Origin of the sequence: Bacillus sp. FSL K6-2819, assembly GCF_038008305.1 — a bacterium.
GTDB classification, from domain to species: domain Bacteria; phylum Bacillota; class Bacilli; order Bacillales; family Bacillaceae; genus Bacillus; species Bacillus amyloliquefaciens.
In genome coordinates this window covers 1120893-1142527 of sequence record NZ_JBBOYV010000001.1, presented here as the reverse complement: position 1 = coordinate 1142527, position 21635 = coordinate 1120893, and the positions used below count along the sequence as shown (strand labels likewise).

Annotated in this window: 21 protein-coding genes and 1 other annotated feature; of the genes, 2 read left to right on the top strand and 19 right to left on the bottom strand. The window is 45.3% G+C overall.

The features are described 5' to 3' along the window. Positions 1-15 precede the first annotated feature (15 nt). From MHH91_RS05935 to MHH91_RS05910, 6 genes are all read right to left on the bottom strand, one after another. Positions 16-1203: a putative glycoside hydrolase gene (locus MHH91_RS05935; protein WP_013351829.1), complete on the bottom strand. Its 1188-nt coding sequence runs from the start codon at positions 1201-1203 to the stop codon at positions 16-18. Positions 1204-1310: 107 nt separating this feature from the next. Beyond that, complete coding sequence (oppF, locus tag MHH91_RS05930) at positions 1311-2228, bottom strand: oligopeptide ABC transporter ATP-binding protein OppF (RefSeq protein ID WP_014470613.1); 918 nt, start codon at positions 2226-2228, stop codon at positions 1311-1313. After that, complete coding sequence (locus tag MHH91_RS05925; RefSeq protein ID WP_013351827.1) at positions 2221-3297, bottom strand: ABC transporter ATP-binding protein; 1077 nt, start codon at positions 3295-3297, stop codon at positions 2221-2223. Before MHH91_RS05925 ends, oppF begins: the two co-directional genes overlap by 8 nt. Positions 3298-3309: 12 nt before the next feature. Next, positions 3310-4227, bottom strand: coding sequence for an oligopeptide ABC transporter permease OppC (gene oppC / locus MHH91_RS05920; RefSeq protein ID WP_013351826.1), 918 nt, complete (start codon positions 4225-4227; stop codon positions 3310-3312). A gap of 3 nt (positions 4228-4230) precedes the next feature. Beyond that, positions 4231-5166 (bottom strand): ABC transporter permease, encoded by a 936-nt coding sequence (locus MHH91_RS05915; protein WP_013351825.1) that lies wholly within the window; start codon positions 5164-5166, stop codon positions 4231-4233. Positions 5167-5272: 106 nt separating this feature from the next. Beyond that, complete coding sequence (locus tag MHH91_RS05910; RefSeq protein WP_013351824.1) at positions 5273-6907, bottom strand: peptide ABC transporter substrate-binding protein; 1635 nt, start codon at positions 6905-6907, stop codon at positions 5273-5275. 477 nt (positions 6908-7384) lie between these two features. Continuing rightward, positions 7385-7596 (top strand) — a binding site (T-box leader). 55 nt (positions 7597-7651) lie between these two features. Here MHH91_RS05910 and trpS point away from each other — a divergent pair. Beyond that, positions 7652-8644, top strand: coding sequence for a tryptophan--tRNA ligase (gene trpS / locus MHH91_RS05905; protein ID WP_012117281.1), 993 nt, complete (start codon positions 7652-7654; stop codon positions 8642-8644). Positions 8645-8678: 34 nt separating this feature from the next. Here trpS and MHH91_RS05900 read toward each other — a convergent pair whose 3' ends face one another. The 9 genes from MHH91_RS05900 to MHH91_RS05860 form a co-directional block, all read right to left on the bottom strand. Beyond that, positions 8679-9431: a YjbA family protein gene (locus MHH91_RS05900; protein ID WP_007409116.1), complete on the bottom strand. Its 753-nt coding sequence runs from the start codon at positions 9429-9431 to the stop codon at positions 8679-8681. 147 nt (positions 9432-9578) lie between these two features. Beyond that, positions 9579-10493 (bottom strand): oligopeptide ABC transporter permease, encoded by a 915-nt coding sequence (opp4C, locus tag MHH91_RS05895; protein ID WP_013351823.1) that lies wholly within the window; start codon positions 10491-10493, stop codon positions 9579-9581. Positions 10494-10514: 21 nt separating this feature from the next. Then, on the bottom strand, positions 10515-11465 hold the full coding sequence (locus tag MHH91_RS05890) for an ABC transporter permease (RefSeq protein WP_013351822.1): 951 nt from the start codon (positions 11463-11465) through the stop codon (positions 10515-10517). A 66-nt stretch (positions 11466-11531) separates the two neighbouring features. Beyond that, positions 11532-13160, bottom strand: a complete 1629-nt coding sequence (locus MHH91_RS05885; RefSeq protein WP_014470614.1) for a peptide-binding protein — start codon at positions 13158-13160, stop codon at positions 11532-11534. Between the two features lie 77 nt (positions 13161-13237). Further along, on the bottom strand, positions 13238-14227 hold the full coding sequence (locus MHH91_RS05880) for an ABC transporter ATP-binding protein (protein ID WP_014470615.1): 990 nt from the start codon (positions 14225-14227) through the stop codon (positions 13238-13240). Beyond that, positions 14224-15210, bottom strand: a complete 987-nt coding sequence (locus tag MHH91_RS05875) for an ABC transporter ATP-binding protein (RefSeq protein WP_014470616.1) — start codon at positions 15208-15210, stop codon at positions 14224-14226. The genes MHH91_RS05880 and MHH91_RS05875 overlap by 4 nt, the downstream gene beginning before the upstream one ends. 173 nt (positions 15211-15383) lie before the next feature. Beyond that, a complete protein-coding gene (locus MHH91_RS05870; protein WP_014470617.1) occupies positions 15384-16169 on the bottom strand; it encodes a DUF2268 domain-containing protein in 786 nt (261 codons plus the stop codon). Between the two features lie 83 nt (positions 16170-16252). Continuing rightward, positions 16253-17491 (bottom strand): beta-ketoacyl-ACP synthase II, encoded by a 1239-nt coding sequence (gene fabF, locus MHH91_RS05865; RefSeq protein WP_013351817.1) that lies wholly within the window; start codon positions 17489-17491, stop codon positions 16253-16255. Positions 17492-17514: 23 nt separating this feature from the next. Further along, positions 17515-18453, bottom strand: a complete 939-nt coding sequence (locus tag MHH91_RS05860) for a beta-ketoacyl-ACP synthase III (protein WP_013351816.1) — start codon at positions 18451-18453, stop codon at positions 17515-17517. 165 nt (positions 18454-18618) lie between these two features. Here MHH91_RS05860 and MHH91_RS05855 point away from each other — a divergent pair, with 165 nt between their 5' ends. Next, complete coding sequence (locus MHH91_RS05855) at positions 18619-18837, top strand: hypothetical protein (RefSeq protein WP_013351815.1); 219 nt, start codon at positions 18619-18621, stop codon at positions 18835-18837. A 29-nt stretch (positions 18838-18866) separates the two neighbouring features. Here the strand turns inward: MHH91_RS05855 and MHH91_RS05850 are convergent, their stop codons facing one another. The 4 genes from MHH91_RS05850 to MHH91_RS05835 form a co-directional block, all read right to left on the bottom strand. Then, entirely contained in the window at positions 18867-19058 is a 192-nt protein-coding gene (locus tag MHH91_RS05850) for a ComZ family protein (RefSeq protein WP_013351814.1), read from the bottom strand. A 12-nt stretch (positions 19059-19070) separates the two neighbouring features. Beyond that, on the bottom strand, positions 19071-20024 hold the full coding sequence (locus MHH91_RS05845; RefSeq protein ID WP_013351813.1) for a BMP family ABC transporter substrate-binding protein: 954 nt from the start codon (positions 20022-20024) through the stop codon (positions 19071-19073). A gap of 93 nt (positions 20025-20117) precedes the next feature. Then, positions 20118-20684 carry a hypothetical protein gene (locus tag MHH91_RS05840; RefSeq protein ID WP_013351812.1) on the bottom strand — a complete coding sequence of 189 codons (567 nt, stop codon included), beginning with the start codon at positions 20682-20684 and terminating at the stop codon, positions 20118-20120. Between the two features lie 80 nt (positions 20685-20764). Further along, positions 20765-21499 carry a hypothetical protein gene (locus tag MHH91_RS05835; RefSeq protein WP_014471691.1) on the bottom strand — a complete coding sequence of 245 codons (735 nt, stop codon included), beginning with the start codon at positions 21497-21499 and terminating at the stop codon, positions 20765-20767. Positions 21500-21635 lie beyond the last annotated feature (136 nt).

Sequence of the window (21635 nt, the reverse complement as noted above, 5' to 3'; positions counted from 1 at the left end):
ATGGTTTCAATTTTTTTAAAATGGTGTGTAATCCACATTTTTTGTATAACGGTTTGCCGCGTCCCACAATAAAAATTCGTCAATCCCTTCATCATGCAGCGCTTTTATCTGGTCTTCCACCTGGCTTTTCCCGTATTCTTGGTAATTTCCGCTGCCGAGATAAGAAGCCGTGAAGTCCTGAAGCCACGGACGTGACACCGGCGGATGTTTCAGTTTGGACAGTTTTTTATTTTCCACCTTCGCGTATTCTTTGACGACTTTGTAAGGCTCAAGGTCCGGTTTATCAATTCCGAAATAGCTTGTCCAATGGCTCGGGTAAATCATGGATGAGATGACATCGACCCGTACTGAAATCTTGCTGAAATTCTGGCCGATCCCCGGTGCTTCCGGCAGCGTCGCAGAATAACCGAAAATATCAGCCGACACATCCGCACCGTACGGTTTGAGTTTTCTTTTCGCATAACCGACAAAATCAGTGACGGCGTGCACGCGTTTCTGCACATTGCTGTCCGCTGTTTTTCCGTAATCGCCGTGTCCGTATGTCAGTTCGTCATCACGTTTTTCAAAGCCTTCAGGAAAACGGACATAGTCAAACTGAATTTCTTGAAACCCCATCTTCGCGGCTTGTTTTGCAATCTTTACATTGTAATCCCATACTTCTTTCATAAACGGATTGACGAACGATTCTCCGCGGCCGTTTTTCCAGACACTTCCGTTTTTTTCTTTAAAGGACCATTCCGGCTTTTCGTTCGCGAGTTCGCTGTCTTTAAATACGACAATACGCGCAATCGGGTAGATCTTTTTTTCCTCCAGTTTTTTCATCATCTTTTTTGGGTCTTTGATGTACGGCTTGGCGATTTTGGCATACTCAGAATGACCGTCCGGCTTAAAGGTAAGATTTCCGTGGTCATCCTTCACATCGATCACCATTGAATTGAGCTCCGTTTTGTCCACAAAGTCTGTCAGCTCCTGAAATTTGCTGCCTCCCGCTGAATGCCCTGTAACGTAAATGCCCCGAACCTTATCAGGATGTGTAAAATGCAGACCTGACGGATAAGCGAACCTGTCATTTGCTTTTGGCAGTTCTTTTTCAGTCAGCGCCACTTTCACAAGCGGCTGTTCCTCTTTCACAGCGGCTTGTGCAGGATAAGCGCCTGCACTGAAAAACAGTCCCGCCGCAATGGCGCATAAAATAGTTCTCATACTGATCTCCCCCTTTTTTTCCATTATAGGAAAACGGGAGCAGCCTTAATAAACTTGGATGTGCGCAAAAAAAATCCTCCAAGACTAAGTCTTGAAGGATGATACTTTTATTGATAGGTTTTAAATTCAGCTTCAGTGCACATGACAAAGTGTCCCGGTTTGACTTCACGAAATTCCATCTTTTCTCCGTTTTGGAGCTGATGGATTGACGGGTCGTACTTCTTTCGCGTGCGATTTCTTTCATAGTCCGGATCAGGGAGCGGGATGGCGGACAGCAATGATTTCGTGTAAGGGTGAAGCGGGTTTTCGTAAAGCTCATCCGCCGGCGCAAGCTCCACCAGTTTCCCGAAATACATAACGCCGATGCGGTCGCTGATGTATTTGACCATTGATAGATCATGGGCGATAAACAGGTAAGTGAGTCCTTTTTCTTTCTGCAATTCTTTCATTAAATTGACGACCTGTGCCTGAATGGAAACGTCAAGCGCCGAAATCGGTTCGTCCGCAATGATAAACTCCGGATCAACCGCCAAAGCTCTGGCGATTCCGATACGCTGGCGCTGTCCGCCCGAAAATTCATGCGGATAGCGGTTGGCGTGTTCTTTATTTAAACCGACCGTTTCCAGCAGTTCGTGAACCCGCTGCATCCGCTCTTTTTTCGTTTTTGCCAGACGGTGAATATCTATCCCCTCGGCAATAATGTCGGCGACTGTCATTCTCGGATTTAAAGAAGCGTACGGGTCCTGGAAAATCATCTGCATTTTCCGGTTAAACTCCAGCAGTTTCTTGCGGGATTTTTTTCCGTGGACATTTTCTCCGTTAAAGAGAACTTCACCGCCGGTTGCCTCATACAGCCGGATAATACTGCGGCCCGTCGTTGATTTACCGCAGCCAGATTCCCCGACAAGGCCGAGCGTTTCACCTTTATAAATATCAAATGACAAATCATCTACGGCTTTTACTGTTCCTTTCGGCGTAAAAAAATGCTGTTTTAAATGTTTGATTTCGAGCAGTTTCTCAGTCATTTTTTTCACCTTCCTTCATTAAAACAGGCTGCTGATACGTATTCGGCAGCTGACGGATTTTAGCCTTCACCGCTTCAGGCGGCTCGACCTTAGGCGCATCAGGATGCAGAAGCCATGATTTCACAAAATGCGTATCAGACACTTTATACATCGGCGGTTCCTGTTCAAAATCAATCTTCATCGCATATGAACTGCGAAGCGCAAATGCGTCCCCTTTCGGAGGATTCGTCAGATCAGGCGGCGTACCTGGAATGGCCGTCAGTTTTTCCTGGTCGGTGCTGTCCAGGCTCGGCATTGAGGCGAGCAGCCCCCATGTATACGGATGGCGCGGATCATAAAAGATTTCATCCACCGTGCCCGATTCGACCACCTGACCCGCATACATGACGGCGACCCGGTCAGCGACATTGGCGACAACGCCGAGATCGTGCGTAATAAAAATGATGGATGTATCAATTTTCTTTTGGAGATCTTTCATCAGCTCAAGGATCTGAGCCTGAATCGTCACATCAAGAGCTGTTGTCGGTTCATCGGCAATTAACAGTTTCGGATTTGCCGCGAGCGCCATCGCGATGACGACACGCTGTCTCATACCGCCTGAAAATTCGTGCGGGAATTGGCCGATCCGTTTTTCAGGCATCGGAATTCCGACGAGATCAAGCAGTTCTACGGCGCGTTTTTTAGCCGCTTCTTTTGAGATTTTTTCATGTTTGAAAAGCACTTCCGTAATTTGTTTGCCGACTTTCATTGTCGGGTTCAGAGAGGTCATCGGGTCTTGGAAAATCATTCCGATTTCCTTTCCTCTGATGGCCTGCATTTCTTTTTCGGACATCGGTACGATATCGCGCCCGTCAAAAAGAATCTGTCCTCTTTTAAAATAGCCCGGCGGCATCGGGATCAGCTTCATAATTGCTTGGGAGGTCACACTTTTTCCGGAACCTGACTCTCCTACGATCGCCAGCGTCTCTCCTTTATTCAAATGGAAATTCACGCCGCGGATTGCCTGTACCTCTCCGCCGTATGTTTTAAATGAAATGGCTAAGTCTTTTACTTCTAGCAAGCGTGTCACTCATATCACTCCTTATTTGCGTAACTTAGGATCCAGCGCGTCTCTTAACCCGTCGCCGACAACGTTAAAGCCGAACATCGCCAGGCAGATAAAACCGGCAGGGAAGAACAGACGCCAAGGGTAATAGGTTAATGCAGGCAATCCGTCTGAGGCCATCGTTCCCCAGCTCGCAAGCGGCGCAGGTACGCCGAGCCCCAAATAACTTAAAAACGCTTCTGTAAAAATCGCCGTCGGAACCGTCAGTGTCATCGTTACGAGGATAGATCCCATCGCGTTCGGGACGATATGCTTAAACAAAAGCCGGCCGGTTTTAGCGCCGAGTGTCTGTGAAGCAAGCACATACTCCTGATTCTTTAATTGCAGCACCTGTCCGCGGACGATTCTCGCCATGTTGATCCAGCCCGTGATCGTCATCGCGACGATAATGGTCAGCAATCCTTTCGGCAGGACGACCATAAGCAAAATAACCATTAATAATGAAGGAACAGCCCACAGAATGTCAGCGATGCGCATCATCACTTCATCTGTGCGTCCGCCGCGGAATCCGGAAATGCTGCCCCAGATTACGCCGATTAATAAATCAAGCACGGCAGCGGCTACACCGATAAAGATGGAAATCCGCGCGCCTACCCATGTCCGGACGAATATGTCCCTTCCAAGGTCATCTGTGCCGAACCAATGATCTTTCGACGGTGCTTTATCGGCATTTAATAGATTGGTAGTCGCATAATCATATCTTGAAAAGACAGGTGCAAAAATCGCCATAAGAATAATAAGAACGATCAGTATAAACCCGACCATCGCAAGCTTATTGCTGCGGAAGCGGAGCATGGCGTCTTTCCAGAGGGAAAGGCTTTTTTTACTTATTTTTTCGGCATCGCCGGCATTAGCTGAAGCTGGTTCAAACATATTTTTAGGAATGTTCTGCATGGTCTAGGCTCCTTTCTTTGCTTTAGAAAGCTTGATTCTCGGATCGATTAATCCGTACAGCACGTCTACAATTAACACGCAAAAAAGAAGGATTACGCTGAAGAACACGGTAACTCCCATAATGACGGTATAATCACGGTTTGTAATACTGTTTACAAAATGCGCCCCTAAACCGGGAATTCCGAAAATAGATTCAATGATGAAACTTCCAGTTAAAATGGATGCCGCCATCGGCCCCATATATGTCACGACGGGCAAAAGCGCGTTTCGAAGCGCATGGCGCACGGTGACTGACGGACGGGAAAGTCCTTTTGCTTTTGCAGTCCGTATGTAATCGCTGTTTAACACTTCAATCATGCTTGAACGGGAGAGTCTGGCAATGAACGCCATCGGCATGGAAGCGAGCGCAATGGAGGGCAGAAAGGTGTATGCCCAGGATTCCCACCCCGCGACCGGGAACAGTTCTAATTTAATTGAGAAAATATATTGCAAAATCGTCGCCAATATAAAGCTCGGAACTGAGATCCCAAAGATCGTTAAGATCGCAATGGTATAATCCTGCCATTTATTATGGTACAGGGCAGCCAGCACCCCGAAAAGCACACCAAACGCTAAAGCGAGGAGAATAGCTTCTGCACCGAGAGTGAATGAGACGGGGAAGCCTGAGTTGATTAAATCATTAACACTTTGGCCTTTATATTTAAAAGAAGGTCCGAAGTCCCACAGCGCCACAGATTTTAAGTAGCTGACATATTGAACGAAAAGAGGCTTGTCCAGACCATAGTGTTCGTTTAAGTTTGCCTCAATTTCAGGCGGCAGCTTTCTTTCGCCGGAAAATGGTCCGCCCGGCGCTGCCTGCATTAAGAAGAAAGTGGCGGTCACAATCACAAACAGCGTGATGATCATGTAAATGAATCGTTTACCGATATATTTCAGCAAGGTGAACACCTCCATGTTTTTTACAATTTTATACTTTATCAGTAAGAAAGGTATATGGGGACATCCTCCCCATATACCTTGGGTCTTTTGTTTTCAGAACTGCCTTTTATTCAAAAGAAGCGTTTCTGAAGTAAACTTCACCTGTTCCGGTTATGATCACATTTTTGAGGTTTTTATCCTGCACCCAAGTATCTGTATAGAAATAAACTGGCGCGACCGGCATTGCGTCAATAAAGATTTTTTCTGCTTTTTTCAGCTCTGCGATACGTTTATCCGGATCCGTTTCAAGCTGAGACTGATTCAGCAGCTTTTTAAACTCAGGGTCTTCCCATCCGGTATCATTGTTTCCGCCTTCTTTATCGCGGAACAATTCAAGGAAGTTGATCGCGTCATTGAAATCGCCGAGCCAGCCCATACGTCCGATTTGGTAATCCTGGCTGTGCAGCTTGTCGATGTACACATTCCATTCTGAGTTATCAAGCTCCACTTTGACACCCAAGTTCTTTTTCCACATTTCCTGTACGGCCTGCGCGATTTTCGCATGCGCATCGTCCGTATTGAAGGAAAGTTTGATTGCCGGAAGGTCAGAGGCACTCTTGACGCCTAATTCCTTCAGTCCTTTATTTAAGAATTCTTTTGCTGTTTTGACGTCATTGTCTTTGAAATAACCTTTTGTGTTATCCTTGAATCCCTTCATTGACGGCGGTACTGCAGCCATGGCCGGGATTTGTTCGCCCTGCGTCACATTTTTCACGATTGACGAGCGGTCGATTGCATAAGCAAGGGCTTTACGGATGTTCACATTGTTAAGCGGCTTCGCTTCTGTGTTGAATTTGTACCAATACACGCCTGCGATCGGTTCAACGTGAAGAGATCCGTCTTTTTTCAATGTCGGCAGAGATTCAGTCGGAAGCTGACCGAGCGGCATTCCTGCCCAGTTAAGTTCGCCCGCCTGGAATTTTTTCAGTTCGGTGTTGTTATTGTTAATCATCACCATGTTGATTTTCTTCAATTTCACAGAATCTTTATCCCAATATTGATCGTTCTTTTCGAGCGTGATGGAACCGCTGTGTTTCCAAGCTGTCATTTTGAACGGCCCGTTTGACACATAATTGTCGCCCGCGTTTGTGTTCCAGTTTTTATGTTTTTCCGCAATTTTCTTGTTGATCGGCATATACGTATAGAATGAAGTTAATTGCAGGAAGTAAGGTGTCGGGTTATTCAGTTCAACTTTTAATGTTTTGTCGTTTACGGCTTTTACGCCTACGTCATCAAGCTTTCCTTTACCTGTATTGGCAGCTTCAGCGCCTTTGATGTAGTAGAGCTGATAAGCGTATTGTGATTCGTTGTTCGGGTCAAGCGCCCATTTCCATGCATATTCAAAATCCTGCGCAGTCACGGGATCGCCGTTAGACCATTTCGCACCGTCACGAATCGTAAATGTATAGGTCTTTCCGTCTTTGCTTGTTTCAATTTTAGATGCAGTTCCTTCTTCAGGCTCACCTTTGGAGTTTACGCGTGTCAACCCTTCAAAGGTCTGGCGGATTACGCCTCCCGAAACAGAATCATTCGCTAAACCCGGATGCAGTGAGAACGGCTCGGTTTTAATATTGATATTAAGTGAAGTCTGTCCTTTGGTGTCTTTTTTACCATCGCCTGATCCGCCGCTGAATCCGCCGCACGCACTTAACACAAGCGAGAAGATAAGCATCAAACCTACAATAGACCAACGCTTTTTCATGCACTAACCCCCTAATCAAATTTTTCAGCCTTTACTACTAAATACTCAGAAATATCAGACAAAATAACTTAATATTTTTCTAAACTTTAATTGTGTTCCGTCTTTTCTGATTATTTTATGTAAAGAAGCTGTAACAATAGAGTGAACAAGTTCATTATAATGAAATGAATAATTTATTGCAATACTATTTTCTCAATTTAAAATATTTAAATTTGGTCAGTTTTTCTGTCAATAAGGTGATACACTTCTATTGTTTAAAGCGTAACCTAACTAAATTTTTTCATTGTAATTTCCAGTTCATATTGCTTTTTACATATAATATTCGTTATACGAAATGTTGATATGCGTTATCATTTAGGCATTTTCAGTTCTTTTCGGGTATTTCCAGGCCGTAAGCAAATTGGAAATACGCTTGTATTCTCCTGATGACATTTGGCTATAATTGATTTATAATAGATCAATCAAATACATTTTATTGTGATTGCTATGATGAAGAGTAGTACACATGTTAACCCGTTTGAAGAGAGCCTGCGGTGCTGGGAGCAGGTAACGGACCATGCGGAATGGACTTCTGAGCAGCTGACCGAACATAAGTAGGCCCAGCCGGAGCAGCCTCCGTTACCAACGTCTCGAGCGATTCCATTTTAATGGAATAATCAGGGTGGCACCACGGTTCATTCGTCCCTTTTTTCTACGGGAAGAATGGGCTTTTTTTATTATGTTTTAAGAAATGAGGTAAGTTCTATGAAGAAAACGATTTTTTCAGGCATTCAGCCGAGCGGTTCCGTTACCCTCGGCAACTACATCGGCGCGATGAAGCAATTTGTCGATTTGCAGCATGACTACAACGGATACTTCTGTATCGTCGATCAGCATGCGATCACGGTTCCGCAGGATCGGCTTGAGCTGCGGAAGAACATCCGCAATCTCGCGGCTCTATACGTGGCCGTCGGGCTTGATCCCGAGAAAGCGACCCTCTTTATCCAGTCAGAGGTTCCCGCTCATGCCCAAGCGGGGTGGATGCTCCAATGCGTCGCATATATCGGCGAGCTTGAGCGGATGACGCAATTTAAAGATAAGTCAAAGGGCAAAGAAGCCGTCGTATCAGGACTGCTAACATACCCGCCGCTGATGGCCGGTGATATTTTACTGTACGGAACGGATCTTGTTCCCGTCGGAGAAGACCAAAAACAGCATCTTGAACTGACCCGCAACCTGGCGGAACGCTTCAATAAAAAATACAATGACATCTTCACGATTCCTGAGGTGAAAATCCCTGAATCAGGCGCGCGCATCATGTCACTGGCTGATCCGCTCAAAAAAATGAGCAAATCAGATCCGAACCAGAAAGCATACATCACGCTGCTTGATGAGCCAAAGCAGCTCGAAAAGAAAATCAAGAGCGCTGTCACTGATTCCGAAGGCATTGTAAAGTATGATAAAGAAAACAAACCGGGCGTCTCTAATCTTTTGACGATCTATTCTATTTTAGGAAACACATCAATTGAAGAATTAGAGGCCAAATATGAAGGAAAAGGGTACGGTGAATTCAAAAGCGATTTAGCCGAAGTCGTTATCGGCGCACTGACACCGATCCAAGAGCGCTATCGTGAATTAATTGAGAGCGACGAGCTTGACCGCATTCTCGACGAAGGAGCGGCGCGCGCTAACAAAACGGCCGGCAAAATGGTGAAAAAAATGGAAAACGCCATGGGTCTCGGGCGGAAAAGAAGATAAAGAAAAGAGGCGGGATAACCCCCGCCTCTTTTTTTTAGTTCACTTTTGATTCCTGTTCCATTTCCCAAAGCTTTTCGAAAAACGGCTGTCCTTTAATCAAATTCTCACAGAACGCGAGATGCTTGTCTGACCAGCCTTCAATTGTTTCATTGTAAAGCATGTCCCAAATCTCCTCAAAGCTCATCCGTTTGATCTGCTCGTACATATGCGGATTCCATTCCGTATACCAATACACAATCTCCGCGCGGTTTTTCAGCCCTTTCAGCTGATCAAGCGCCATAAACATCAGCTGCTTGATCTGCCGTTCTTTTCTCGTCAGGCCTCTGACATGCTCCGGCGCCAGTGATAAAATGTGATATTCCTTTGAAGACTCCAATTGCGCCGGCTCAAATTGAAACGATTCCGGCTCTACATCCTTGACCATTTCATAAACAAGCTGCTCCTGTCTCGGAATCAGGCGGCTCTTTCTGACCGGGATGGTATATCCGATCGTATCCACGGCAATGATGCCGATCCCGTCTGTCACGACAAAACAGTACTCAAGCTTCGTCCGCTCATGATTTTTTCGCACGTATGACTTTTGATGCACTTGATCAAGCAGCTCTTTCGGAAGCTCTGATAAGTCGTTTTCTATGTAATGAAATAATACTGACGGCACTCTGAGCAGCGGCGTCTGATCCAAAAGCTCAACCGTGTCTTCCTTCCGCCATTCGTGAAAATGGCAGACATTGTAGCCATTCTCTTCCCCTTCAAACCAATTGACCCACACATCATGAAGAAATAACATATTCGACCCCTCACTTTATAAAAACTGTTGTCCACAGTATAGGCAAGGGAAAGATAAATTATTCCATTTCGATATGAGATTTCCGCAATACAGGACTGGATTTCTGCCTGTAACGCAACAAAAAAATCTCCCGTTTCGTCCGGGAGATCATTTCACATTTTTCGGATCAAGCGCATCACGCAGCCCGTCTCCGACAAAGTTGAAGCACAATACGGTAAGAAGGATCAGCAATCCCGGGAATAACGGGTACCACCAAGCTTGAATCATAAGCGTAAAGTTTTGCGCATCCTGAAGCATATTGCCCCAGCTTGCGATCGGAGGCTGTATCCCGAAACCGAGGTAACTTAATGTAGACTCTGCCAAAATAACCGTTCCCACTTTTAATGTGGCTGAGACAATTATCGGTCCCAGCGCATTCGGCAATATATGAGAAAAAATGATATGATGATTTTTTGTACCGATCGTCTTTGCAGCCAGTACAAACTCTCTGGAACGAAGCGATAAAAACTCCCCCCGGACAAGGCGCGCTGTTGTTGTCCAGCCTGTAAGGGAGAAAATTAAAATTAATTTATCCATTCCGGGCTGAAAAATCGTAACAAGTGTAATAAGCAAAAATATATCAGGTATAGATAGTACGATATCAACAGTTCTCATGAGAATGGCATCGACAATCCCCTTAAAATATCCGGCAACAGCTCCGACAACTGTCCCGATAGTAATCGCACCGATCACAGAAGCGAATCCGACAAGCAAGGAAACCCGCGCCCCGTACAGAACCCTCGTAAAGATATCTCTTCCGAATTTATCAGTTCCCATTAGATGTTTTAAACTCGGCGGTTTCAAACGGTTGATAAGAGATTGACTCTCTGGAGAGTAAGGAGCGATTACCGAAGCGAATAAGGCAGACAAGATGATGATGGTTAATATAACGGCTCCGATGACAGCAAGTTTATTTTGAAAGAACTTTTCGAAAAAAATCTTAGTCATTGTTTCCGGTTTGGATTGAATATTTTCCTTTAATTTTATTTCACTGGGGGGTGTGCCGGTATTTGGCTGTAACATTTGATCTCTCACCTCTCTTTGTTAATATTCAATGCGGGGATCAACCAACGCATATAAGATGTCTGCAATTAAATTCCCCACCACAACCAAAACAGCTGAAATGACCGTCATGGCCATGATAACCGGATAATCTCGTGAAAAGGCTGAATCAATAAACAATTTGCCGAGACCCGGCCAAGTAAAAATCTGTTCTACCACTACCGCTCCCCCGATAAATGACGGTATCATCAGACCAAAAATAGTGATAACCGGAAGAAGTCCGTTTCTCAAACCGTGTTTAAAAATCACTTTATTATCCCGAAATCCTTTCGCACGCGCCGTACGTATATAATCCTGCTTTAACACATCAAGCATACTGGATCTTGTATATCTCGTTATTCCAGCCATGTCTGCCGTGGCGAGCACAAAAGCAGGCAGAATTAAGTGATGCAAACGGTCAAATATGTTGAAGTCAGCATTTAAAGTGCCTACTCCGCCAGTGGGAAACCATCCCAGATTTACAGATAAGACCATGATTAAAATCAAACCGAACCAAAAATTCGGAATGGCAAGCCCTAAAAATGAAGTAACAGTTATCCCATAATCCAATTTTGAATAAGGCCGTTTCGCCGACAGAACACCAAATGGAATAGAGATAAGAAGAGCGACAAGGGTTGAAAAAAGCATAAGCACAATCGTATTCGGTAAGCGGGATAAGATAAGTTCAGAAACAGGAGTGCCTTTCTTTACGATAGAAGTCCCGAAATCCCCTTGGAGCATATTCCCCAGCCATTTCACATATTGAACGGGTTCCGGATCGTTCAACCCGTATTTTTCAATGAATTTCGCCCTGTCCGCTTGACTGATTGTAGGGTCCATCATAAGTGACATCGGATCTCCGGGCGCTGCTTTCATGATGGCAAATGATAAAATCGTAATGCCTAAGAGAATCGGCAAGGACATTAATGTTCGCCGTAAAATATATGTAACCATGTTCTTGTCCCCTTTTTAAATAGGATAAGAGAGGAAAGGAACTTCCTTCCCTCTCAAGGGCTTCTGCTATTTTTGGTCCAGCCACCATTTTTCAATATTGTACAAGTCATTTTTAGGGTGGAATACATAGCCTTGTAAATTATTCGGCATCGCTCTGTGATAATTGTAATAGAATAAGAAGCTGTACGGCTGATCTTCCGCAATCAATTTGTAAATCTCTTCATATTTCTTTTGGTATTCTTTTCTGTCGGTAATTGACTTCGCCTCTTCAAGAAGCTTATCGACTTTCGGATTTTTATACCAGATATTATTCAGCCCGTTTTTAGATTGGCTTGAATGGAAGATGGAGAACTGATCCGGGAACGTTGCAAGACTCCATCCGAGAAGAAGTGCGTCATAATCCCAATTAGGGGCACTGGTCTGTTCAATTAACGCACTGAATTCAACAATCCGCGGCTTAGCCTCAATTCCCACTTCTTTTAATTGCTGCTGAACGACAACTGCTAAATCTTCGCGAATTTTATTGCCTTGATTCGTTTTAATTTCAAAAGAGAATTTTTTCCCATCTTTGTCAAGGTAGCCGTCACCGTCATGATCTTCCCATCCGGCTTCTTTTAACAGCTGTTTTGCTTTTTTCGGATTATAATCAAATGTCGGCACTTTAGACTTCGGATAATTCCATGACAGCGGACTCTCAGGAACATTCGCTACCTTGCCGTCTCCATTCAGCACTTGATCCACCATTGCCTGCCTGTCAAGAGCGTAAGTCAATGCCTGGCGCACTTTTTTATCCTTAAAGAGCTCTTTTTTCTCATTCCAGCCGATATAGCTGTAGTTTAAACCAAGGTCAGATTTGACCTTCACATTTCCAAACGTTTTAACCGAATCAAAATCAGTGCCAGGCACAACGAAGAAATCAATATCTCCCGCTTTTAACTGGGCCACGGCAGCGTTAGAATCAGGAATTGTTTTCACTGTCACTGTATCGAGATAAGGTCTGCCTCCAAAGTAATCATCGTTTGCTTTCAGTTTGACATACTCGCCCTTTTTCCACTCAGCAAACTTAAACGGACCGGAGCCGATTGGATTTTTACGGTTAAATTCATTCTCTCCCAGGTCGGCAACCGGAACCTTACCCAAAATATGTTTAGGTAAAATGCCGTAACTGTCGAGAACGACATTATAGAAATAGGCATCTTTTTTCTTCATTTTAAACTGAATTTCATATTTTCCTTTTTTCGTTACGGATTTAAGTGACTCAAAACCTGAGCCCCGCTCACCGTTGTAATCTTTGTTAAGAGGAATACTGTAGGTGAAAACTACATCATCGGCTGTGAGCTCTTTTCCATCATGGAATTTAACGCCTTTTTTAAGTTTTACGTTATACGTTAATCCCCCGTCAGCTTCTGTTACTTTTTCAGCCAGCGACGGCTTGACGTTCAATTTTTCATCGGTTTCTAATAATGTGCTGTAAATCATTCCTTCAATATCGGAACTTGCAACATCAGTGGAGTAAAGAGGATTAAAAAGTGTTGGTTCCCCAGTTGACCCGACAACCAAATCTCCGCCTTTTTGCGGCTTTCCTGCCGGTTTGGATTCGGTGCTTGTGGATTTTGAACCGGAGCATGCTGACAGGAAGATGGCGAGCGTCATAAAAACACTAAGCATCATCAGTGCGGTTTTACGTAATTTCATATCAATTCCCCCTTTGTGATATATATGCGGCAAACAGGTTATGTAATCCGGCATACCCCCTCTCGATGCTTGCCTTTTCAGGCGTATAAATGGCAGGAAACGTAATGGCCGGGAGCGGCTTCCTCAAATGCCGGGACTTGTTCCTTGCAGATCGGTTTGGCCATCGGGCATCGCGTGTGGAACACGCATCCTTTCGGCGGGTTTGCCGGGCTCGGCAGTTCTCCTTTCAGGATAATTCGTTCCCGCTTGACGGCGTCTTTTTTTCTCGTCACAGGCACTGAAGACAAAAGCGCTTGCGTATAAGGATGAAGCGGATTGTCGTACAGCTCGTGTTTATCGGTCAGCTCCATCATTTTCCCCAGATACATGACGCCGACTCTGTCACTGATATGGCGGACAACACTCAAATCATGAGAAATAAACAAATAGGTCAGATTGAATTCTTCCTGCAGCTCCTCCATCAGATTGATGACTTGGGCCTGAATGGAGACATCGAGCGCGGAAACGGGTTCATCCGCGATAATCAGCTCGGGATTCAATGTCAAAGCCCGCGCGATCCCGATCCGCTGACGCTGCCCTCCGGAAAATTCGTGCGGATAGCGGTTTGCAAAGCTCGGATGAAGACCGACTTTCGCCAGCAGCTCCTCCACTTTCTCGTTCCGCTCGCGCATGCTGTACATATGGTGAGTCTGTAACGGTTCTTTAATAATGGAGCGGAGCGTTTTTCTCGGATTAAGCGATGCAAAGGGATCTTGGAAGACCATCTGGATGTTTTTCCGGACGCTTTTTCTCAGCTTTTCTTCAGATAAGCCGGAGATATCCTGACCTTTAAAAAGAATCCGGCCGTCTGTCGGCTTGTATAGACGGATCATCGTTCTTCCCGCAGTTGATTTGCCGCATCCTGATTCACCGACGATGCCGAGCGTCTCCCCGCGCTTCAGTGAGAATGAAACGCCGTCAACAGCCTTTATGTCTCCGACTTTTCTTTGAAAAAAACCGGAGCGGATCGGGAAATATTTTTTTACGTCTTTCAGCTCTAAAATCGTTTCTTGGCTCACAGCTGTCATTTTGATTGGGCACCCTCTTCCTCATATAAAAAACATCTTACAGAACGGCCGCTTTCATGTGTCACAAGCTCTGGCTGCCCCGTTTTGCATTTGTCCATCGCTTTTGAACACCTCGGGGCGAATCGGCAGCCTTCCGGAAGATTATCCGGTGTCGGGACACTGCCTTTGATCGCTTTTAATGTATCAATCTCTCCGTCTATCACCGGTATGGAGTTTAACAGCCCTTCCGTGTACGGATGGAGAGGGTTTAAAAATAAGTCTTCCACACTCGCGCTCTCTACGACTTGTCCGCAGTACATTACAATCACCCTGTCTGCAGCTTCTGAAACGACGCCTAAATCGTGAGTGATAAGCAGAATGGAAGTATCGAATTTATTGCAGAGGTCTTTCATCAGCTCCAATACTTGGGCTTGTATCGTCACATCAAGCGCCGTTGTCGGTTCATCGGCGATCAAAAGTTTCGGATTGCAGCTGAGCGCAATGGCGATCATCACCCTCTGTCTCATCCCTCCGGACAGACGGTGCGGATATTCTTTCATCACTTGTTCCGCTCTGGAGAATCCGACGAGCTCAAGAAGCTCAACGGCCTTTTTGGCCGCTTCTTTTTTACTCATCTTTTTATGGTATTCAAGCACTTCGGTAATTTGTTCCCCGATGGTCAGCACCGGGTTCAGGGAAGTCATGGGTTCCTGAAAGATCATAGAGACGTCATTTCCGCGGATTTTGCAATATTCGTTTTCTGTGAAGGAGGCCAGGTCCCTGCCTTCAAGCTTAATCGAGCCGTCCATAATTTTTCCGCCCGATCCTTGGACAAGTCCCATAATAGAAAGCGAGGTGATGCTTTTGCCCGAGCCGGATTCTCCTACAAGTGCGACGGTTTCGCCTTTGTTAATGTGAAAATCAACCCCGTCGACTGCGGGAATCGGCTGTTTCTTTCTGAAAAAATAGGTCTTTAAATTATTCACTTCTAATAGTGTGCTCATGATACGCCCCTTTCTCATTCCGCTGCAGCAGAGGGAAACATACGTTTCGCTATCACAAAATATAGAATAGTCGAAAAATTTTATAGTTGTATATTATTACATCATTATTACAAAAGCAAGAATTTTTTAGGATAAATGTAATATCCTTAAATAATTTCCATTCTTTTAATCTTTTAAAGCGTTGCTTCCAGAAAGGTTTTTGAAGGTGTGGCCAATGCTTCTTTTACTGTTTTTTGATGGTCGGTTAAATATTTTTTTACTATATTGAATCCGACGGCATACCCAAGCATTGAGGGGAAGTATCCTTTTCCGTATAACAGCTGGGAAAACATCCTGTTGTCTCTCGTTAATCTGAGGTTCGGCTTGACTCTTTTTTCAAACAGAAAATCAAGCTGCTCAGGCGTATAGTAGGACGTCCATTCCGCCGTAAGACTTGAGCCGAAGCGCTCATATACAGCATATTCTGCCAGCCCCTCCATCATGATTGTATCAAGTAATGTCTCATCTTTTTCGTCCATTGTCACATGCTCTAACCGGCAGACGTGATTATATTCATGTGTCATAAGGGCGGAGACAGCTGAATTGGAGATATCCGACGATAAAAAGAGAAACATTTTGTCCCGGAAGGCAAGACCTGATTTTGACCCGAATTCCATACGTATTTTCCGGTTCCGTTCATCGACGGGCAAAACAACGATCGGCACGTCCGGCCCGCTCCACTTCTCCTTTAAATAAGCTTCCTCCTTTTGGATATGGCTGTAGCATCCCCTTTCTTTCAGCCGTTTACTGGTCACGACACCGTCCTTCAGATGGCGGAACATGCCGTGGTTTTGAAGCACCGCAAGTATCGATTTCCATTCTTTCTTTTCGGCCCCTGAAAAAAGCGGCAAAAGGTGCGGGGCCAAATCATTGATGGATGCCGCCTTTTCCATCCATTGATATGTCAGCTTGACGCTCATACCGGTTCGCCTCCTCTTGTTGTTATCATATGCACGCACAAAAAAACCGGCCACCTTTTTCAGGCAGCCGGTCAAAAACTGTATTATTGATATTTTTTAAAGATCAAAGTGGCATTATGTCCGCCGAATCCGAGCGAGTTGCTGAGTACGATGTTTACATCCTGCTCGCGCGCTTTGTCCGGTACATAATCTAAATCACACTCTTCATCAGGTGTTTCGATGTTAATTGTCGGCGGGATGATCCCGTCTTTAATCGCCATGACGGAGAAGATTGCTTCAATTCCTCCGGCAGCGCCTAACAAATGACCTGTCATTGATTTTGTCGAACTGACGGCAAGCTTGTACGCATGATCACCGAAAACCGTCTTAATGGCTTTTGTCTCGTATTTGTCATTGTAGTACGTGCTTGTTCCGTGAGCGTTGATGTAATCAATTTCTTCAGGCTTGATGCCCGCGTCTTTGATTGCTTCCTGCATCGCTCTCGCACCGCCTTCCCCGTCTTGGGCAGGCGCGGTAATGTGGTAAGCATCACCAGTTGAGCCGTAGCCGACAATTTCTCCGTAGATTTTCGCACCGCGGGCAAGCGCATGCTCAAGCTCTTCAAGCACGACGATCCCCGCGCCTTCTCCCATGACAAAGCCGTCACGGTTTTTATCAAACGGGCGGCTTGCCGTTTTCGGATCAGGATTTGTAGAAAGGGCTTTGTTTGCGCTGAAGCCCGCAAATGACATTCTTGTCAGCGGCGCTTCCGTTCCGCCCGAAATCATCGCATCGGCATCGCCGCGCTGAATGACTTTAAACGCGTCACCGATAGAGTTCGTTCCCGTCGCGCATGCCGTCACCGTACAAGAGTTGACTCCTTTTGCTCCGAGAGCGATTGAGATTTGGCCTGTCGCCATATCCGGAATCATCATCGGCACAAAGAACGGGCTGACCCTTCTCGGACCTTTTGTCAGGAAGATTTCGAATTGGGATTCAAGCGTTTCAAGGCCGCCGATTCCGGACCCGACCCAAACGCCGACTCTCGGCGCGATCTCTTCTGTAATGTTCAGACCGGCATCTTCAACGGCCATTTTCGCGGCTACGACAGCATATTGAGTGAAGCGGTCCATTTTTCTCGCTTCTTTTTTATCCATGTAGTTTTCAACATTGAAATCTTTCAGCTCAGCAGCTACTTTCGCCGGATACTCGTCCGATTCCACACGTGTGATCGGTCCGATTCCGGATACGCCGCTGATTGCATTTTTCCAGCTTGTTTCGGCATCATTGCCAAGCGGAGACAGGGCTCCAAGCCCTGTAACGACTACTCTTTTTTTACTCATCTTGTGTGCACCTCACCTTTTTTCTATCGTCCCCAGCGCATTGCTATGGCGCCCCATGTCAATCCTCCGCCGAAACCGACCATGACGATGACATCGCCGTCTTTAATTTTACCTGCTTCCAGTTCCTCTACTAATGAAATCGGAATGGATGCTGCGGATGTGTTTCCATATTTATGAACTGTTTTAGACATCTTTTCAACCGGAAGCTCCAAACGCTCCCGTGCCGCTTCCATGATGCGGATGTTTGCCTGATGGGGAATCAAAAAGTCTACATCCTCTTTGGAGAGGCCGGCTTTTTCAATTACATTTACACTCGATTCACCCATTTGCCGGACGGCGAATTTGAATACTTCTCTTCCATGCATGATTGTATGCCCTTTTTCATCTAAGTACAAGTGCTGACCGCCTGTACCGTCTGCTCCGAGCTCAAATGACAGTATGCCTCTGTCGTCGCTGACCGGTCCGATGACCGCCGCTCCGGCTCCGTCTCCGAACAGAACAGCCGTATTGCGGTCTTCCCAGTCTGTAATGCTTGAAAGCTTTTCAACGCCGACGACGAGGACATGTTTGTATGTTTGTGATTCAATGAATTGTTTGGCGGTTACGATACCGTACATAAATCCCGCACATGCGGCGCTGATATCCATCGCGCACGCTTTTTTAGCCCCGAGCTTTTCTTGTATCATACAGGAAACGGTAGGGAAAGACTGATCGGGAGTGACCGTGGCCACGAGGATCATATCAAGATCCTCAGCGGAAATGCCCGCCTGATCAAGCGCTTTTTGCGCAGCCTCGGCAGCCATGCCGGATGAGTACATATCTTCAGCGGCGATTCTTCTTTCTTCTATACCTGTTCTCGTACGAATCCACTCGTCCGATGTATCTACCATTTGTTCAAGATCATGATTTGTCAGCACTTTTTCCGGAATGTAACGGCCGACACCAAGAATTCCAGCTTTCATAGGAAAGACTCCTTTTTATAATGAATTTATAACTAATTAGTTATGATCAATTATTAGTATCAGGTACTAATTCTACCCTATTTTTTTTCTGTTGGCAATATATTCGTCTAAACTATCGGCTCTTGATCCTCATAGAATAAACGGAAGACGAAAGGAGGCTTTACTATGGATATTTTCTCTAAGATGATGTTCGGCAACTCCGAGGAGCGGGATAAAGAACCGGAAGAAAATCCGGAGCAGCCTCAGGCTGAAAACGAAGAGCAGATCGATTACAACCACGTGATGAATCAGCTGGGCTCCATCATGAACTCCCTGGATCAATTAAAGCCTGTATTTAAAGACCTCGGGCCGATGGTGTCCGCCATAAAGAAAAAAATCATGTGAAAAGCCACTTCATGAAAAAGTGGCTCTCTTTATTTATTCAGCTCCCCGGCATCAGATCTGCCAAGCTCATACGCTTCCGCCATGACCGATGTAAACAGGTTCATGAACGGCTGAATCATTTCCATAGACAGATCAATGCCTGATTTCTCAAGCTCCGCCTTTGCTTCCGGCAGGTATTTCATCGCGATCTGCATAAATTCAAGAGACTTTTCATGCTGCATGTGTATCCACCTCTATTCATTTGACGGCAGTTCATTTGTTTGGTTATACGTTTTTACAAGGTCTGAGATTTTGTCTTGAAAGGCTTTGTCCACCAAAGGGCTGAACGTCCCCATTTCAACGACTCCTTCCCTGAAATCGAAGTTGTGATCTCCGCTCTTGAGCGTACCTTTATTATATTGCTCGGCGATTAATGTATAAGCTTTGTCTACATTTTGCACGGTGCTTGTCAGCACCGTGTTTTTGCCGAGATACGATTGCTCGGCGACATAGCCGATGGCGTAAAGCCCGTCTTTTTTGATTTGCTGAATGACAGGAACATTATACCCGTCTCCGGCCGGATACACAACATCCGTGCCTTCCGCTTTTAACTTCTCGTAAAGATGCAGCGCTTCATTGCCGTTATCCCAGTGGTCCGTAAATTCAGTATTGACGGTGATATCGGGATTTTCGTATTTCGCCCCTTTGATAAAGCCGTCTACTTCAGGCTGCCATAAGAACGAGGCGATGACGCCGACCTCATTGGTTTTTGACATATGGGCAGCCGTCATTCCCCCGAAAAAGCCCATCGCTTCTCCCATGAGATGAACGCTTGTGACATTATCGTTTTTCGCCGTTCCGTTTGCGACGACGAACTCCATATCGGGATAATCCTTGCTGATCATATTGAAGATTTCCTCGTATTCATTTCCGTGCCCGTATAAAAGATTGACTCCTTTTTTATGCAAATCATCTATCGCTTTTAAAATATCTTCATCAGATCTGATATTTTCTTTATAATAAACGTCAACGTTAAATTCAGATTGTATCGCTAATAAACCTTTGTAACCTTTTGTGCCCCATACCAGGTCACTGATGGTATCGGGAAAAAGCATTCCGACCTTCTCAATTTTTCCTTTAAACGGAGTTTGTGCGCACCCGCTCAATAAAAGGAGGACAGAAAAGATCATGACAAGCCTGGTGATCAAGCCGTGTTCAACCCCTTTTCAAACTCATAACATGTATAATTAATTGACATACGTTTATTGTAGCGGTAATGCACATAACATGGAAGGTATTTCTTAAAAATTGTCGAATATTGATGAAAATTGTCTTTTCCACTCTTGAATTTTCTTTTCCGCTTCCGTTTTTTGCGTTTTTTCTTTTATTTCCAGGGTAATAATCTGATTTTCATCCTCTGTGCCGTCAGTTTCAAGCTTATTCATCAGACCGCAGACCGCGTCTTCTAAAAAGACCCTGTTTTCGCCGTTTTCTTTCGCTTCCGTCCACGGGCCGTAAAGAGGCGGAAGGATAATCGCTTTAGCCGTGTCCCGCTGACCGTTTTTTTCCCAGTCTTCGTGATCCTCACTGTAAACAATCCAATATAAAGGCTCCTTCCTGTCTTCAGGCAGACACCCGCTCCCATATTGAACACAGATTCGATCGTATTCCTTTTCGCCGATTTCATCTATTATTTGAAAAAGCCCGTTTCTCCCGAGCCACATTAAACGTTCTTCTAAATACAGCTGCCTCGTTTTGTCCTCCGGTTCATCCAAAATGACATCAACATGCACACCCTCATCCATCATCCGTTCGCATAATGAAAGGCCTAGAAATTCATCTGCTCCAATGATCAGCGCTGTCTTCATCACATCTGCCGCCTTTCCGGTTTTTCATTCAAACAAGCAAAACAGCCCTCTGAAAAGAGATGGCTTTTGTATTCTATTCATTACAGGTCTTTTTCATGACTGCGGAAAAACCGGCAGATGGCTCTGTACATCCGCGCTGGATTCTCAAGCAGGTGATACGTGATAGCGGTCTTACTTCCGGTCTTTTCCCGGGCTTCTTTATATACGTTCGCATGCAGGGTATACGGGTACGGCGCTCCGGTCGTTCTTTGCCATATATGTACCGGCGCGCAGGTGCTGCATCCGGTGATGGTCTGATAGTTCAGTGAGCTTGCCTCTTTTTCAGAAACACCGAAGCTTTGAGCCGTTTCTCTCAGAAACTGTTTATAAAAAAACTTATTTTCTTTCTCTGATTCGAAATGGGCTTGAAGATCAAGACAAGGATCTAACATTGCGGCTGAACGGATATGCTCGGGCGAAGATCGCAGCAATTGATCGGCGATGAGGGCGCCCATGCCTTCTGCGAGCAAGTGTATCTTCGGATTGAGGGTTTCTTGTTTCAGCACATAATGAATCAGCTGCCTGGCGTAAGCGGCGGCTTTTTCCGATCCCCAGTGCCTTCCGTATAAATTGCTGTTGAAGATCGTATAACCTCTGTCACGCAGCGTATTTAACAGCTGGTTTCTCCCTTCATGTTCGAGCCAAAAGCTTGAATCCCCGCTGACAAAGTGAGTTCTGTCTCCAAGAATAAAGATACAGAAGCCGTTCGGCCGATACGGCAGATGGATGACGTTCAGCTCAGATCCGAGTTGGAAAAATCCTTCCGTTATCCCCATGCCTTTCCGCCTCCTTTTACTCCTAGTCTCTCTATTGACTATCATATGTAAGACGAATGAAAACGGATCAGTTAAACCCCTATTTGCTTCTATGTTTTGGCTATTATACCAAGTGCGGGGACCGTATTTTCCATCA